The 17027-nt window shown below is 42.5% G+C and carries 14 protein-coding genes and 1 other RNA gene; 4 read left to right on the top strand and 11 right to left on the bottom strand.

Translation table 11 applies throughout. The features are described from left to right. The first annotated feature begins 30 nt into the window (after nucleotides 1–30). Complete coding sequence (locus ZOBGAL_RS22315) at nucleotides 31–1755, top strand: PorP/SprF family type IX secretion system membrane protein (protein ID WP_013996069.1); 1725 nt, start codon at nucleotides 31–33, stop codon at nucleotides 1753–1755. Between the two features lie 94 nt (nucleotides 1756–1849). Here the strand turns inward: ZOBGAL_RS22315 and ZOBGAL_RS22310 are convergent, their stop codons facing one another. Both ZOBGAL_RS22310 and clpB read right to left on the bottom strand, forming a co-directional pair. After that, on the bottom strand, nucleotides 1850–2446 hold the full coding sequence (locus ZOBGAL_RS22310) for a TetR/AcrR family transcriptional regulator (RefSeq protein WP_013996068.1): 597 nt from the start codon (nucleotides 2444–2446) through the stop codon (nucleotides 1850–1852). Nucleotides 2447–2568: 122 nt separating this feature from the next. Next, entirely contained in the window at nucleotides 2569–5169 is a 2601-nt protein-coding gene (clpB, locus tag ZOBGAL_RS22305) for an ATP-dependent chaperone ClpB (protein ID WP_013996067.1), read from the bottom strand. 166 nt (nucleotides 5170–5335) lie between these two features. On the opposite strand from clpB, the gene ytxJ reads away from it, so the two are divergent. After that, entirely contained in the window at nucleotides 5336–5731 is a 396-nt protein-coding gene (ytxJ, locus tag ZOBGAL_RS22300) for a bacillithiol system redox-active protein YtxJ (protein WP_046287654.1), read from the top strand. A gap of 57 nt (nucleotides 5732–5788) precedes the next feature. On the opposite strand, the gene fahA is transcribed toward ytxJ, so the two are convergent. Beyond that, nucleotides 5789–7081 (bottom strand): fumarylacetoacetase, encoded by a 1293-nt coding sequence (fahA, locus tag ZOBGAL_RS22295; protein ID WP_013996065.1) that lies wholly within the window; start codon nucleotides 7079–7081, stop codon nucleotides 5789–5791. Nucleotides 7082–7192: 111 nt separating this feature from the next. On the opposite strand from fahA, the gene glyA reads away from it, so the two are divergent. Then, a complete protein-coding gene (gene glyA / locus ZOBGAL_RS22290) occupies nucleotides 7193–8467 on the top strand; it encodes a serine hydroxymethyltransferase (protein ID WP_013996064.1) in 1275 nt (424 codons plus the stop codon). Between the two features lie 130 nt (nucleotides 8468–8597). On the opposite strand, the gene ZOBGAL_RS22285 is transcribed toward glyA, so the two are convergent. The 8 genes from ZOBGAL_RS22285 to ZOBGAL_RS22255 form a co-directional block, all read right to left on the bottom strand. Next, on the bottom strand, nucleotides 8598–9254 hold the full coding sequence (locus ZOBGAL_RS22285) for a hypothetical protein (RefSeq protein ID WP_013996063.1): 657 nt from the start codon (nucleotides 9252–9254) through the stop codon (nucleotides 8598–8600). Nucleotides 9255–9419: 165 nt separating this feature from the next. Beyond that, a complete protein-coding gene (locus ZOBGAL_RS22280) occupies nucleotides 9420–10091 on the bottom strand; it encodes a response regulator (RefSeq protein ID WP_013996062.1) in 672 nt (223 codons plus the stop codon). A gap of 24 nt (nucleotides 10092–10115) precedes the next feature. Next, nucleotides 10116–12215: a tetratricopeptide repeat-containing sensor histidine kinase gene (locus tag ZOBGAL_RS22275; RefSeq protein ID WP_013996061.1), complete on the bottom strand. Its 2100-nt coding sequence runs from the start codon at nucleotides 12213–12215 to the stop codon at nucleotides 10116–10118. A gap of 76 nt (nucleotides 12216–12291) precedes the next feature. Next, nucleotides 12292–12456: a hypothetical protein gene (locus ZOBGAL_RS23660; protein ID WP_158499763.1), complete on the bottom strand. Its 165-nt coding sequence runs from the start codon at nucleotides 12454–12456 to the stop codon at nucleotides 12292–12294. Between the two features lie 140 nt (nucleotides 12457–12596). Further along, nucleotides 12597–13328, bottom strand: coding sequence for a LytR/AlgR family response regulator transcription factor (locus ZOBGAL_RS22270; RefSeq protein WP_013996060.1), 732 nt, complete (start codon nucleotides 13326–13328; stop codon nucleotides 12597–12599). A 296-nt stretch (nucleotides 13329–13624) separates the two neighbouring features. Continuing rightward, a complete protein-coding gene (locus ZOBGAL_RS22265; RefSeq protein WP_013996058.1) occupies nucleotides 13625–15187 on the bottom strand; it encodes a choice-of-anchor Q domain-containing protein in 1563 nt (520 codons plus the stop codon). A 46-nt stretch (nucleotides 15188–15233) separates the two neighbouring features. After that, a complete protein-coding gene (locus ZOBGAL_RS22260) occupies nucleotides 15234–15635 on the bottom strand; it encodes an acyl-CoA thioesterase (protein ID WP_013996057.1) in 402 nt (133 codons plus the stop codon). After that, the gene (locus ZOBGAL_RS22255) at nucleotides 15636–16688 is read right to left on the bottom strand and encodes a glutaminyl-peptide cyclotransferase (protein ID WP_013996056.1); all 1053 of its coding nucleotides are present in this window, start codon (nucleotides 16686–16688) and stop codon (nucleotides 15636–15638) included. It abuts the gene before it with no gap. 138 nt (nucleotides 16689–16826) lie between these two features. Here ZOBGAL_RS22255 and ffs point away from each other — a divergent pair. Then, nucleotides 16827–16925, top strand: an RNA gene (ffs, locus tag ZOBGAL_RS23240) — signal recognition particle sRNA small type. The last annotated feature ends 102 nt before the right edge of the window (nucleotides 16926–17027 follow it).

The following is a 17027-nucleotide window of genomic DNA, read 5'->3' as shown; positions in this document are numbered from 1 at the left end:
ATGAATGCTTGATTTTGTTTTTTTGTAACTATGCTCAGACTTATACTCTCAATTCTTCTGTTTTCGTTCTTTTTGGTTCTTCAGGGGCAAGATGCACGGCTACCTGCCGACCTAAGGCAGCATAATCTTACCACGTATAATGCAAGTCTGTTCAACCCGGCTTTTTCCCTCGACAGGAACAATGCCAATTCCTTGGCTTATTGGGTACGTTGGCAGTGGCAGGCCATTGATGGAAATCCCACGACGCAGTTTTTGAACTATACGAGAAAATTGAACAATAGGTCCACCGTAGGTGCGGCATTCTTTCAGCAAAATACAGGAATTTATTTTGATACGGGTGGGGTAATCAATTATGCGCAGAGCTTTGACCTGAACGAATCGGTAAAATTGGGAGTGGGCGTCAATATTTTTGGCTTTCAACAATCCTTGGCCGACGATCGATTTACGATCGACCCTGATTTTCCCTTACCACAATCTTCTTCGTCCGCCGATGATTTTATCCTGCAGGTGGCGCCGGGCATCAGCCTTAGTGTAGAGCGATTGACTTTGGGGTTTGCTTCGGAAAACCTGATCGATTATAATTTTACGGAAAGGGAAGCGAATACGGAAAAGGAGGACAAGGTCTTTATGGGGCTTGTTTCTTACGACTTTCCTTTGACCTTGGGGACGGTTATGAATGCCTTTTTAAGACCGTCGATGTATTTGCGAACCATTCCGGGAGAACCTAATCAAATAGGGTTTAATACACTTTTGAATACGAATAAATATTGGGGCCAATTGGGCTACAATAATTTTTATGGATACGGAGTAGGGCTAGGCGCCACTTTTTTTAAGCATTTGTCATTAGGGGCCTTGGTCGAATTTGGGGCCGATTCATCTATAAGTTCGGAATCTTCCTTTGAACTTATGGCCGCATACTTTTTTGGTAAGCCCGAAGAACGGCATACAATGGTGGGCTATGTAACTCCGGAAGAAAACGAATTGGAACAAATAGAATCTGCCGAGAAAGAGGCTCAAAACGATGCCGTGGCGGAAGAGATCGAAGAGGCCGAAGAACTGGCGGAAGTACAGAAGGCAGTGGAGAAAGAGGCGAAGCAAGAAGAAAAGAGACGGCGCAAGCTTGAGAAAATGGCGCAGGATTCCGTAGCAAGGGCCGAAAAAGAAGCCGCATTGGCGCTTAAGAAAGAGCAGAAACGCCTTAAGAAGGAAGTAGAGGAGCAGATGGAGAAAGAGGAGGCCTTGGCGAAGGCAGTGGAAAAAGAGGCCAAGACACAAGGTGGTAAGCAAGATGCAAAGGCCCAAGAGGCGGAGCAAGTTAGAAAACAGGACTCTATTAATCGGGTAAAGCGGGAAGCAGCAATTGCGGCCGCCCGGAAATTAGAAGAAGAAAAACGAAAAGCCGAAGCGGCAAAGGCGGCGAAGGCCGAAGAAGAGGCTAAACTTGCTCAGCGGAAAGAAGTAGTAACGCCACAAAAAGGTGAGAAATACGAAGAAGTGCAAACAGAAGAGGGGTTGGCGCCAGGCTATTATTTGATAGCAAATGTATTCGGGACCAAAAAGTACTTCGAGGCCTTTATGGCAGATATGAAAAGCAAAGGATTACAGCCTAAGTCTTTCGTGCGTAGCAAAAACAAATATAATTACGTATACCTCGGTCGTTACGACACTATGGGGCAAGCCAGACAGGCTAGGGATGGCAAGTTTGATGGTAAGTATGCTGGCAATACATGGATTTTCAGGGTAGTAGGGGAGTAAGTAGCCAAAGATCACATCCTGTATCGATGAAACGATGTGTTTGTAATATGGGCTAAAGTAGAATGATGGGCCTTAGAAAGCGAAGTGGACTTAGCTAGTTTTTAAGCTCTTTTTTGATCAAGACCTCTAGATAGGCGATGGTATTGATCAGGTATTTTTTGTCACCCGTCATAGTGGCCATAGCAACGGCACCTTGTATCATAGTGAAAAGTTGCTTGGCGAATTGAAGCGGGGGTACCGGAAGTTTGATTTCGTTATTCTTGACCCCGTTCTCGAAAACCAAGGCAATTTTACCTTCCAACTCCTTAATGGCCTCTTTGTTCGCTGCGGCCAGTAGCCTATTGTTGTATTGGGCGTCTACACCAGTATTCAGTATTGGGCATCCTCCCATGCTCAAGGTAAACGAATCGTAATTTCTGTAGAAATCCGTTAGTTTGAATATTTTGTCCAAAGCCTTGCTTTCGGAAGCCAATACTTCGTCTATTTTAGAGAGTAGCAAGTTGCTGTTGTATTGGAAAGCGGAAAGGGCTAAAGCTTCTTTGTTTTCAAAATTACCATATATGGCGCCCTTGGTTAATCCGGTAGCTTCCGTGAGGTCGCTCATGCTTGTGCCAATATAACCATGTTTGTTAAATACGGAGGCAACGGTCTTAATGATAAAGGCGGTGGTTCTTTCTGCTTTGGTCGACATGGTAGTTCTGTTTTATACGAAGATAAAAAAATTATATACTGTATGGTATATACCTTAAAAAAAAAGCATCCCTTTTACAGGATGCTTTCTTTAGTGTAATATGTATTGAAAAATCGGTAAAATTATTTCACCAATTCGTCTTGATTTCTAAAAACCAGTGCATCGTTAAATGAATCGATAAGCACGATACTGTCAGCTTTTATGGTGCCGCTCAATAGTTCTTTGGAAAGGTTGTTCAGCACTTCCCGCTGTATTACCCTTTTGATCGGACGGGCCCCGTACTGTGGGTCGTAGCCCTTATTGGCCAAGTAATTGATAGCCTCTTCCGTAGCATCGATGGTAATGTGTTGCTTCGCAATGGTTTTCTTCAAACTGTTCAACTGTAGCCTAACAATTTTGGAAATATCCTCGCGGCTAAGCGGTGAAAACATGATGATGTCATCGATACGGTTAAGGAACTCTGGGCGTATGGTTTTACGTAAGAGTCCTAGTACCTCCACACGCGCGGCTTCCGCTGCACTGAAGGGGTCTTTATTGTTCTCGTATTTTTCCTGAATAATACTGCTGCCCATATTACTGGTCATAATGATGATCGTATTCTTGAAATCGGCAACACGACCTTTGTTGTCCGTAAGCCTTCCTTCATCCAACACTTGTAATAAAATATTGAAGGTGTCGGGATGGGCCTTTTCTATTTCGTCGAGTAATACCACGGAATACGGTCTTCTACGAACGGCTTCCGTAAGCTGGCCCCCTTCATCGTATCCAACATATCCTGGAGGTGCTCCCACCAATCTACTTACCGAGTGACGTTCTTGATATTCGCTCATATCGATACGGGTCATGGCACTTTCATCATCAAAAAGGTAGGAAGCCAGGGTTTTGGCCAACTCGGTCTTACCGACCCCTGTTGTACCAAGGAACAAGAACGAACCGATAGGCTTGTTGGCGTCTTGTAATCCGGCGCGACTTCTTCTTATGGCGTCGGATACGGCCACAATGGCTTCTTCTTGGCCAACTACTCTTTTGTGCAGTACATCTTCCAGTTTCAAGAGTTTTTCGCGTTCACTCTGTAGCATTTTGGTAACGGGTATACCGGTCCATTTGGCCACGACTTCGGCGATGTCTTCGTTTGTCACCTCTTCTTTGATCATGGTGTCGCCCAGTTGTTGCTCATCGAGCGCTTTTTGGAGTTCTTCCAGTTTTTCTTGGGCTTCTTTGATTTTTCCGTACCTGAGTTCGGCTACTTTGCCGTAATCCCCGTTTCGCTCGGCGCGCTCGGCCTCATTTTTGAATTCCTCTATGTCTTGTTTCGTTTTTTGGATTTCATCAACGACCGATTTTTCACTTTCCCACTTGGCAAAGAGTTCGTTTCGGTCTTCCTTGAGATTCGCCAAATCAACGTTCAACAATTTGAGTTTTGCCTTGTCGTTTTCCCTTTTGATGGCTTCGATCTCAATCTCCAATTGCATGATCTTACGGTCAAGGACATCTAGTTCTTCCGGTTTGGAGTTGATTTCCATCCGTAATTTAGAGGCGGCCTCGTCCATGAGGTCGATCGCTTTATCGGGAAGGAAGCGATTGGTAATATAGCGTTGCGAAAGCTCGACCGCGGCAATGACCGCTTCATCTTTGATACGGACCTTATGGTGGGCCTCGTATTTTTCCTTAATACCACGAAGAATGGAAATGGCACTCTCGGTATCGGGCTCGTTTACCACTACTTTTTGAAAACGTCTTTCAAGGGCCTTGTCTTTCTCGAAATATTTTTGGTATTCGTCAAGGGTTGTGGCTCCTATGGCTCGGAGTTCCCCACGGGCCAATGCCGGTTTTAAAATGTTGGCGGCATCCATGGCCCCCTGTCCGCCACCGGCTCCTACCAAGGTGTGTATCTCGTCAATGAACAATACGATATCGCCATCTGAGGAAGTTACTTCTTTGATGACCGATTTTAAACGTTCCTCAAACTCACCTTTGTATTTGGCCCCTGCAATAAGGGCTCCCATATCTAGGGAATAGATGATTTTGTCCTTTAAATTTTCAGGAACATCGCCTTGAACGATCCTATGGGCCAAGCCTTCTGCGATGGCAGTTTTACCGGTACCCGGTTCGCCTACCAAAATAGGGTTGTTCTTCGTTCTTCTCGATAAGATTTGGAGTATACGCCGAATCTCTTCGTCACGTCCTATTACCGGGTCTAATTTACCGCTATCGGCCAATTCGTTAAGGTTTCGGGCATATTTATCAAGTGAATTGTAGGTGTCTTCGGCACTTTGTGAGGTTACCTTTCCACCTTTACGCAACTCCTCGATCGCCGCTTTTAAGTCTTTTTCGGTGGCTCCTTGGTCTTTTAATATACGCGAAATTTTACTGCTCGATTTTAAGATGGCCAATAACAGGTGTTCAATGGAGACGAATTCGTCATCCATCTTCTTGGCAATGATACTGGCTTCGTTCAGGGTTTTACCTGCTTCGCGAGACAACATAAGGTCGCCTCCCGAAACTTTTGGAAAACTCTCTAGCTCCTTTGCTAAAATCTGTTGCAGCAAGGCTATGTTAATGTTCAGTTTCTTTAAAATGAAGGGGAGTACATTTTCATCGACTTCCCAAATGGCCTTGAACAAGTGTTCGTTTTCAATTTGTTGGTGGCCCAAACCCTGTGCAATCTGCTGGGCTTGCTGAATGGCCTCCTGTGATTTAGTGGTGTAATTATTAAAGTTCATCTTATATTGTTTTCTGTAGTTATTGTGTATTTTTGAGGTTGATAGGTCAACAATCCTACCAATACCGAGTAGCAGACAAAATGTCTTGTTTTACTCAAAAACACAGGACATTTAGACAGTTGTAAGTTTTTGGTCAATGGTCGGACTTACCATATAAAAATACGAAATGGGTCTCTTTAATTCGATATTTGGAAGTAAAAATGAAGGTGAAAAGAAGGAAGAAAGGAAAATTCCTTGGATTCCCCTCAGTTCGGTGGATCAATTGAGTGAAATCGAGCGGAAATCCTTGACAAGGCCACAGGTGATATTCAAGCATTCTACCACGTGCGGAATTAGTCGCATGGTCTTAAATATGTTTACCAAAAGCTACACATTGGAAGATGGTCAGATGGATTTTTACTTTTTAGACCTGCATCGTTACCGTCAAGTTTCCGATGAAACGGGTTATAAGTTTCAGGTGATGCATCAATCCCCGCAACTCTTGGTAATAAAGAACGGAGCTGTCGTAGCCCATGATTCGCATGGGTCGATCAATGACATCGATTTAGAAAAATACCTTTAAGCCAAGTTCATATCGTGAATTGCCTTAAAGGTATTTTTTAGATAAAGGCTACTATTTTTAGCCTTTCTTTTTGGTTTCGAACGGAGGTAAAAGTTTGGTTCTGACCTCTCCAAAACCGATACGGACCTCGTTGTTAGAGCAATGCCCCCTCATTATAACGGTGTCGTTATCTTGAATGAACTTACGTTCTGAACCGTCGTTAAGCTTTATCGGTTTGGTGCCTTGCCATGATAGTTCGAGCATGGACCCGTATGAATCAGGGGTCGGCCCAGATATGGTTCCGCTGCCCATCATGTCGCCACTGTTCACTTTACATCCATTTATGGTATGGTGGGCCAATTGTTGGGCCATTGTCCAATACATGTACTTAAAGTTCGAGTTGGAAATAGTGGTTTCGCTACCATCTTCCGTGGCGATGCCTACTTCTAAGTTGATGTCATAGCTATATCTTTCTTTTTGCTGTAAATAGGGGAGTGGCTCGGGGTTTTGTTTTGGACTTTCTACGCGAAAGGGTTGAAGCGCGTCTAAGGTAACGATCCACGGCGATATTGATGATGCGAAATTTTTCGATAGAAATGGGCCTAGGGGTACGTATTCCCATTTTTGGATATCACGCGCACTCCAATCGTTAAAGAGAACCATCCCGAAAATATATTCCTCGGCCTCATCTACGGAAACGGGTTCGCCCAATGCGTTGGTGTCCGTGGTAATAAAGGCCATTTCCAGTTCGAAATCTACGAGACGTGAAGGTCCGAAGACAGGGGTTTCTTCCCCTTTGGGGAGGGTTTGGCCCTGTGGCCTTCGAATTGGGGTTCCGCTCGGTACGATGGTCGAGCTTCTTCCGTGGTAACCTACAGGTATATGTAGCCAATTCGGCATTAGGGCATTGTCGGGATCACGGAACATGGTGCCCACATTGGTGGCGTGCTCCTTGCTTGAATAGAAATCGGTATAATCCCCTACTTGTACAGGTAATTGCATCTCAATCTCGTCCATGGAGAACAAGACTATTTTTTTATGGGCTTCATTGTTCTTTAGGGTTTCATTGTTGATATCGAATATTTCGCTGATGCGGTTTCTTACTAAACGCCATGTTTTCTGGCCATCGGATATAAAATCGTTAAGGGTGTCCTGTAGAAAAATATCGTCGGTCAAGGGGATGTTCTCAAAATATCCGAGTTGGTGTAAAGCCCCTAAATCTATGGCGTGGTCACCTATTCGGGTACCTATGGTAATGATATCGTCTCGCGTTAGAAAGACTCCGAACGGTATGTTCTGAATTGGGAAATCGGAATGTTCGGGCACCGGAAGCCAGGTTTGTCTTGATGGGTCGTTAGCATGTATAGGCATAGCAATTTTGTTAATTTATATTTAATAAATTCTTGATCAAATATATTATTTTATGAGTTTTAACAAGAGTCAATTCGTACTTTTGCATCTCATTTAACAGAAAATTTGCTTATGCAACGCGACAATCGGATTTTTGAACTTATAGCAGAGGAAAAAGAACGCCAAATAAATGGTATTGAGTTGATAGCCTCTGAGAATTTTACCAGCCCTCAAGTTATGGAGGCCGCTGGATCTGTGCTTACCAATAAATACGCCGAGGGCTACCCCGGAAAGCGCTATTATGGTGGGTGTGAAGTAGTTGATCAAATAGAGCAACTTGCTATCGACAGGGCCAAAGAATTATTTGGGGCCGCGTATGCAAATGTTCAGCCCCATTCGGGTTCACAGGCCAACGCATCGGTTTACCATGCTTGCTTGAAGCCAGGTGACACGATCTTAGGCTTTGATCTATCCCACGGTGGGCACTTGACCCATGGTTCTCCGGTGAATTTTTCAGGAAGATTGTACAATCCTGTATTTTACGGGGTCGATAAGGAAACCGGCACCCTTGATTACGATGTTATTCAGGAAATAGCAACAAGGGAAAAACCAAAAATGATAATTGCAGGGGCTTCCGCCTATTCCCGTGATATGGATTTTAAAAGATTTAGGGAAATAGCCGACAGTGTAGGTGCTTTATTATTGGCCGATATTTCCCATCCTGCGGGTCTTATTGCCAAGGGGATATTGAGTGACCCTATTCCGCACTGTCATATTGTTACGACAACGACCCACAAAACCTTGAGAGGGCCAAGAGGGGGGCTTATTTTAATGGGAGAGGATTTTGATAACCCTTTCGGTATTACATTGAAGAACGGTAGTCTTAGAAAAATGTCAGCTCTTTTGGATTTGGCGGTTTTTCCAGGAAATCAAGGTGGTCCCTTGGAACACATTATCGCTGCTAAAGCTATTGCTTTTGGCGAGGCGCTTTCAGATGAGTTTTTACAGTATATGATTCAAGTAAAGAAAAACGCTGCTGCCATGGCCGCCGCTTTCGTTGCTAAAGGTTACAATATTATTTCGGGAGGTACCGATAACCACATGATGCTTATCGACCTTAGAAATAAGGATATTACAGGTAAAGATGCTGAAAAGGTATTGGTGAAGGCCGATATTACCGCCAATAAGAACATGGTTCCTTTCGATGATAAATCACCGTTTGTAACATCGGGTATCCGATTTGGTACGGCAGCGATTACAACAAGAGGGTTGAAAGAAGCCGATATGGCTACCATCGTTGATTTGGTAGATGAAGTATTGACGAATGCCGAAGATGATGCTAAAATAGCCGCCGTTAAGAAAAAGGTGAACGCCTTGATGAACGGTAGGGAGCTCTTCAACGCTTAGTTTTTGAAATAAATCAATATAATCCCATCCCCCATCTACCTAATTAAATTAAGTAGTTATGGGGGAATTGATTATTCTGGGGAATGGGTGATTATATATATTATTACTTCGTTTAGACGTGTTTCCGAACTTAGTGGTTCAGCATGAACAGGTCGCCGTTTTCTATAGTAGTGCTTTTTAAGTCATAGATGACCGCATCGTCTTCAGATTCAAAATAAAGTCCCCAATACTTGAAATAGTCTTTCTTTGTATTGTTGTCGGTTTCAATATTCGTAATTAGAATATCGTTCTCTTCATGGTGTTTTTCTTCGAAAACGGGAACGTAGATTTCGTATGGTATTTCGGTTAGCCCTTTGCTGAAGTGAACGTAATGTTTGCAAATGGCCGCTATAACATCGTTTAATTGTTCGGGGATGCTATTGTCGTAAATTTTGTTTATCACTATGGCCGTGTCATTCAAGAAAAAAGTAAATTCTTCAATGTCTACCTGTGTGCCGCTTTTGGTGATAAGGTCATTTATCAATTTGATAAACGAGGTCTTACTTGGTTTGAAACTCCCCCATGTGCCCTTATTGAAATGAAATAACATTTCGGCTAGGGAGATATTGCAATTGAGTTCTATGGCCAAATTGGTCCTAAGACTTCTGTCGGTACAGTTAAGAATTGTAGCCTCGGCAAAGAAGAGTTTCTCCAAGCTATTTGCAAAAGATTCCATCCCCTCAATTCGTGAATTGGGAGTGTAACCGTTGGAATGGTCGTTCCTAAAACTATCTAAATATAGTGGCATATGCGCGGGGTTCTTCTAACTTCTAAAACAAAGATAGTTTTCAGCGAAGATTGGCATATAAAGAAAAACCCCATAAAAACTGGGGGATTTTTCAAAATCATTATGGTTAGATATTGCAATCGGATTATTCCTACGGAACGGAGTCAATGTTTTTGGGAAATGTCATTAAATGAACCCGCGTTTTCGTGCTTCTTCAATAAGGGCGAAGTCATTACCGTTTTCAACGTTGAAGATGATTTTCAACTGTCTTTTTCTGTTTTCAACGGTGGTACTTGACGCGGCAACCAGTGAAGAGATGTCCTTGGTCTTCGTGCCGATCGACAATTGGTACAATATTTTTTTGTCACGCTCGTCAATTTGATCCTCGTTGGCCATTTTTCGACGTATGGCTTGCAGGGCGGCAGCGGTGTAATAAGGCGGTTTTTCTATAACCGTTTTGACCATGTCTTGTAAGGTTTTTTCGTCCACTTCCGATTTTACCATATAGCCGTCGGGGTTGACCGTCTTTAGAACATTGTTGATGTGATAACTATCGCTAAAAGAGGAAAGGAATACCACTTTAGAGGTCGGGGATATCTTTTTGGCAAGGAGGCCTAAATCGATACCGCCCCGTTCTTCCTTGGCGCTCTCAGGGAACATTTGAATATCCAATAAGATAATGTCGTAGGGCATGCGCGAGGCGGAACTTTCTATTTCGGCTTTGCCCTCTTCGTAACTGGGGGCAATGTTCACAACAACATTATAGGCGTCAAATTCACAGCCTTCAATGGTGTATTTGTAACCTAAGGCAATCATTTCATGGTCATCTACGGCAAGTACTCTAATTAAATCACTCATGGTATTTTCTGGGTCAATTCTAATCTAAAGCGATGGGGTTGTTGTTTTTTCCTGTGGTTTGCTTTTAGGGCTGTTCGGTAAAGGTACTTCTAGAAGTACCGTAGTACCTTTGCCCGGGGCGCTTTTGATGTGATATCTTCCTTTAATCTTTTCTATTCTCGATGCAATATTTCGTAGGCCGATTCCCTTTTTTCTCGAGTTGGCTTTAAAACCTTTTCCGTCATCCTCGATACTCACTTTGAATCCGTCATCCGTTCTACTAAGTTCTACAATTACATTTTTACATTGGGCATGTTTAACAGAATTTTGTAAACTTTCTTGAATCATTCGGTAAACGTTGATTTTTATATTGCCCGCAAGACTGTCCCAGTCAAAGGATTCGTTGTAGATAAACTTGTATTCGAATTCCCCTGTCTTTTGAACGGTTTTCAACAAGTCTTGTAGTGAATGAATGAAATTGGGGATGTTCAGGTAGGCCGCGTGATTAAGTTCGTGGGATATGGCGCGAATCTCTTTCTCTACGTCTTGGAGGGCGTCAATGGCTCTTTTTCGCTCCTTGGCGGCATGTTCGTCGTTCTTCTTGTTGAGTCCGGTGAGTACCATTCGAGCTCCTAGCATTTTACCTAAAACGCCATCGTGGAGTTCTTCGGAAATACGTTTTTGTTCAATTTTCTTACCCTCTTCCAGTTTTTGTTTTTGGGCAAGCATTAAATTGAAAATTTCTTGGTTAGCGGCTTGTTGTTCTTGTTGGAACCTTAATTTTTGGTTTTTTACCCTTTGGACTAAAATGATATATGACATAAGTCCTAGTAAAAGAATGGAAACGGCAACCCCTGTCCATAGCTGTTTTTGACGGGCAAGCAATTGATTTTCGGCAATAAATTCGTCGGTTTCAAAGCGTATACGGGCAAATTTATTTCGGGCAAGGCGCTCTACCTGTTGTAGGCTATCGTTCAATGAAATGTACTTTTGGTTGTAGTAGCTTGCTTTTTGAGGTTCTAATTTGGCCAGTAATTGCAGGCTTTTTAAGAATCGATCATTGCTGTGGGCAATCTGGGAGTAGCCAAGGGCCTTTTTGGCTTGTGATACCGCCTTGACCGTATCTTTAAGTTTGAGATAGTATTCTGCGAAATAGTAATGACTGCGTGAGATATCTTGAATGGCCCCCATACTGTCTTGAAGGTGAATGACCGTTTCGAAATCTTTTAAGACCTTGCTGTCTGGGTCGGTCTTAAATTTGCAATAGGCCAAATTATTGAGGGCTATGGCATATAGGGTAGGCCTATCGTTAAGGAGGGTTGGACTTTTTAAAACTTCTTGAAAAAACGGAATGGCTTTTTTGTAATTCCCCTGTTCAAGATAGACTACGCCGATATTGTTTTTGACGCTAAGATCGTAGTTGTTGCTCCCTTCTATTAGCTTTTGGTAGGCAAAGGCCGTATTGTAGTAGTCTATGGCCCTGTCGTAATCTTTAAGTTCTTTGGTAACGGAACCCAAGTTGTTGTAGCAGTTGTAAAGCCTTTTGTATTTTTTCATCGGCTTTAAGATCTCAATGGCTTTTATCGTGTTGATCTCACTACCGGTGTAATCTTTGATATCGGCTTGGGTAACCGCCATGTTGTAGAGCATTCGTGCCGATTCGTAATCCATGTGAAGCGCATCGTAAAGTTTTTGGGCTTCCAGAAAATGGTGGTATGCATTGTCGGCTTTGGATTTTTTTCTATAGAAATGGGCCAGGTCCCAATTTGCTTCGGCAAGCTTGAGGCTGTCGTTCAGTGCTTTGGCCAATTCAAGGGTCTGTCGGTTGGTTTTGATAAAGTTGGTTGAATCGAGAAGATTTAAATAGCGAAGTGATATTCTTGAATAGAGGTTGACCTTTAGGGAATCGTTCTTTATCCTTGAAGCTCTTTTTTCAGCTTTGGCGAGAAATTTTTTTTGTTCTGTTTGGGAAAATTCTGAATTTGTAGCGCTATCGATCAGTGCTCCAATTGAATCGGCCTGTACGAAAATTTCCATATTGTTGGTGGAACTGTCACTCTCGTTACAACCAAGGAACCAGAAGGCCAATAGGCTGACAGCTATGGACTTAATGTATTTAGGCGGACTATGTTTGATAGACAGCATGCGAATGGTAAATTCAGGTTAAAAAAAAAGCCTTAAAACTTAATTTAAGGCTAATATAATCTATTCTGATTTTATACTAAGAACCACGTCCGTCAGTCTCAACGTCGTCACCATCTGTAGATGCATCTATATGCAAGTCATAAAGGGCGTCGCTTTCATCAACTTTTGTTTCTGATTCACATGAAGTGAATAATCCAACGCTCATTACTAATAAGGCGAAAATACTTGCTACTTTTTTCATAATAAATCTAGTTTTAGGGGGTTATCTTTTTTCTATACAGCTAAACTAGTGTGGTTTATGGTTGAAATGATTGGGTTTTGAATTGTTGTAGTCAATGAAGGGGTTCTGCGAGTAAACAAAGCTGTTTTAAGAGGATTTGATCAATTAAGTGCAGAAATGGTGTTTTTTGACAACAATTTCTTCAAGATATCTATGTTTTCACGGTAAGATTTTGAGAACGGCAGCTGTTTTTTGTTATGTTTTAATGTACAATAAGATTTACCGTAGCTGATACGTGAAATAAAATTGGTATTAACTATAAAACTCTGATGGATACGGACAAAGTTCTTAGGAAGCTGATTTTCAAAGGTCTTTAACGTTTTGTAAGCGTTGTTTATTGTTCCATCCTTCATGACGAACTCCGTGGAGTTGTTGTCGGCCTGTAAGTAAAGAATGTCGTCTGTATTGATATATTGAAAATCGCGATAAGACTTAAGACAGAGTGTTTGGGGCTCCATCTTGGCCGGCATCAGCTTCTTAAGGCGTAATAAGGATTTTCTAATGTCAAATTCGTTATAGGGAAGTATCCAGTAATCGAAGAAGCCGTTTTTAATGGCGTCGTAAGCGTGTTCCTTGCTTTTTGAGATACCTATAATAAGGGGAAGTTGATTCATGTACTGATGAAGTTCCATAACCATATGAAACGATTCAGAAGCAGTATCATTCAAATTGATGAAAACTATGTCGGGAGAGTATTTTAAAATTACGTTTGTACCCTCTACACTATTTTGCGCCAAGGCCGCACAGGTGAAATCACCATAGTCCTCCAAATAATGCTGTAGTTGCAAATTTGAAGTGGCATCGGAATCTATTATGGCGTAAGTATAATCCAAGACACGTAATTTTAGTGCAAATTACTCATGGTAGGCGACATGGGGCTAAAGATATTCCCCATAATAACTGGGGTTTTTATTCCTAAATACTTGGTATTGAATATATTTGAAGGAAAAAACCTTCATATTGTAGGTTGTTTTTGGTTAATTATTTTAGGGGTGTTTTTTAATTGTTGATAACCAGTGCATTGTTTCTTTTGTTGTGGCCGAAATATGGACTTTCTTATATGGGGACCTGCTTTCCTTCTGCCTTAATAATAGGCTTGCCAACCGCTATCAATAATAGATAGTTCGGCTTATTGCCCCGTGTATTCGTAAGCGCCAATATCGGGAGTGGCCGTGCGGTCGACCCCTAAAATATCGGTAGGTGTTGAGAGGGCCGCTGTTTTGTCGCCTTTATCCAATGCAGGAGCGTTAGGGCCTAGTTGAAAATCGTTGATTCCCGCATTTTCAAAAAGTACAGCTTGGATCCATGTCGTATTTTGGTATGTATCTGCATTGTTTAAGTCGTAAAGCTCCTTGTTTTGGGTAGGAATCTTGTCTTCATCACCATTAATAAGGCAGTTGTTGAAGTAATAATTATAGGTATATGAGTCATTTTTATCGAGAGAGAGCTCAAAATTCCCGCTGCCCGCTATGATGCAATTTTCAAAATCCGCCTTTAAAAGATCGTTTCCCGTGGTATTCCCTTTCGCATCAAGTTGGTAATTGCTGACGGTCAAGGTGGCGCTGTTTCTGAATCCCTTCGTCCAATAATTTGCAATGGTGGTATGTGTAAATGTATAGCTTCCCCCTGAACTGCAATAGAGGGAACTGTTTCCGGCACTACCCAAAACCAGGTTTTTGCCATTTATAGTGGCGGACTTTCCCCAGAGATTCACCTGTAGGCTGTTATAGATTTGGGTGTTCTGTATATCTAGGGTGGGGGGTGAGGGGAGCGATGGTTCTCCTTCCACAAAAATACCTACGCTCGCATTTTTAAGGGTAAGGTGGTTTATGGTATTGTTGCTACTGCCCCTGGCGATTCGTATGCCCGACCATTGTCCACTTACATTTGAATATTCAGGTTCTAGGCGGTCACCTTCAAAAATTACTTCATTTTCCAGGTTTTCTAGATCGGAACTAAGGGAGCCATTTATAGCCAATGAAGCTTTCGCGGGTATAAGTAAGCCTGAATTCTGATGGAAGTGTACTCTTGCACCGGCATCGATACTAAGTTGTTGGCCTTTCGGAACGGCGGCAAAGCCGTAGATGACATAAGGCTTTTCGTTGGTAAAGTTTAATTGGTCGTTTTGAAGTTCAAAACCAGGGGCACGTATTTCCGTCCCTTCCGCATCATAACCGATGGGAACGGTTTCGCTACTTCCGTCGGAAAGGCTACGGGGAAATAGGAAAACGGCATCTTGAACGAGGGTGATCAAGGGAATTTTTTGGGTCTGGTCGTCTTTTCCGAATTGAAGTATATCGGTATACAGCAGTTGATCGGTATTGTTTTCCTCGATTTTGGCGGTGGTTTCGATAAACACATAGAGGCTGTCTTTGGCCAGAAGGGGGATATTGGTAAAGGTCTTTCCGGCCACACCATCGACATTGAGCCTGTAGAAACTGGCTTCGCCTTGTTCCAGTCCGATAAACGGAATGGAGATATCTTCCTTACCGCGGTTGTATACCTTTAAGCTATAAGTACTGCTTCCCAAATTGGCAAAAACGGTGTCGAGAAAAACGGTATCCTTTGAAAACTCAAGATTACCCGTGCTGCTGGCGTACTCAAAATCTTTCCGGCACGAGGCGAAAGAAACAAAGAGGATCAGCAATGCTATGATAATCGAATGTCTTCCCATGGTTATAAGGTAATACATTTGGAGCGGTACAAAAAGAAGCCGTCAGAATCCGAAATCGATGATTTTAGTTTGATTCAGGCGAAAAGACTTCTTTTATTTCCTTTGATATCCGTGTCGGTTTTAGGGTGTCTGCATTTAAAAGGCACCATTCGGTACTTGACTTTAATAACAGCTCCCCGGTTTTCTTATTGTGCATTTCTACGATTCGAACGGAAACGGCCCCCCTACTTTTTTGGATGTAGGTTTCCATTTCAATGACATCGCCCAATACTGCGGCATTCTTATAGGTGATATGGTGCGTCATGACCACCCAGATGATTCCCCTTCGCATTTCCTCGGGCGCTACGGTCATCCAGTGCTCTTTGGAGATATCTTGCATCCACTGTACGTAGCGTACGTTGTTGACGTGATTGAGCTCGTCAAGGTCGTCTTTTTGTACGGTTATGGTTTTTCGATAACGCTGCATTTATTTCTTTTGGATTTTCACCTCGAACATCTTGTCCCATTCTTTTCCGGTAACAAAAAACGTTTCTCTTTCCGGGTGATAGGCGATACCGTTAAGCACATTGTCGGTGTCGCTCCAAGTGGAATGGTGGCTTACCTTGCTGCTTAGTCCCCCAAAATTGATAACTCCCTCGATGGCCCCACTGGTGGCGTCGATGATCATTACACTGGGTTTTTGGTATACATTGGCGTAAATTTTACCATCTACATACTCCAGTTCATTGGCACTGTCGTTTATAGATTTGTTGGTAACGGTTTCAATATGTCCTTCTTCGGCAAGGGTCTGTGGGTTCAAGAACCAAATTTTTTCGGTTCCATCGCTTTTATATAGTTTTTTACCGTCGTTCGTTAATCCCCAACCTTCCTTGCTTTGTCCGAATTGAAAGTTGTCGAGTTTGTCAAAAGTTTTTAGGTCATAAATAAAGCCCACACCGCTGCGCCAAGTGAGCATGTAGATTTTATCGTTTAGGATGGTAATGCCCTCGCCGAAGTAAGTTTGGTCTAGGTCTACTTGTTGCAAGACTTCGCCTGTCTTAAAGTCTACCTTGCGTAATGAAGACCTTCCTTTTTTACCGGTACTTTCATAAAGGGTGTCGTTGTGAAATTCAAGTCCTTGGGTGTATGCCTTGTTGTCGTGGGGGTATTCGGCAATAATTTCATAGGTGTATATTTCGGGCGACTTGGCGGCCAAAAGTTTAAAATTTTTTGTAATCTCAACAGAGGTCTCCTCATAGGAGATAACCGCTTTTAAGGTCTTGTCGCCCAAATGGGGCATGGTCAGGGCGATCTTGCCGTCGTTTAAGGGCAATTCTTTGCCGTCTATGGAATAGCTTACCTTATCTATTGTTTTGTTTTTTTTGTTATTAATGGCAACGGTTACCCGTTGGTTTTGTTGAAAGTTTTTGCTGTTTCCGTCAAGCTGTATTTCAAAAAGTGAAGCAGGGGATTTTTCGCCTCCGCAGGCCATAAAAAGCATTAAAAACAGGCAAAGGGGAAAAAACTTTAGACTCGTCATGGTGTATTTAATTAGATTGTGTTCCTGTATATGTATGAAATTCAGGGAACAAAAATAGCGAACTCAGAACAAAATGTAGAAATAAAAATTAGAATGTAAAACGATTGCGAAAGAAACAAAAGGTTGTATATTTGCAGTCGGCAAGTCCTACACGACCAGCTCCTGTAGAATCCCCCAGGGTGGGAACGCAGCAAGGGTATACGGTCGTAGCGGTGCGATGTAGGTAGCTTGCCGTTTTTTTATGCCCTAAACTCAAGGTAGAATTAGCGCATTTGGCAGTTATGCCCTCAGGTTCTTTCCAAAGATTTAGTTTCCTTCACACTATTATTATTTGTTATT

Source organism: Zobellia galactanivorans, assembly GCF_000973105.1.
GTDB lineage: Bacteria > Bacteroidota > Bacteroidia > Flavobacteriales > Flavobacteriaceae > Zobellia > Zobellia galactanivorans.
Note: the sequence above shows the minus strand (reverse complement) of the source record. Positions and strands in the feature narration are given on the sequence as shown.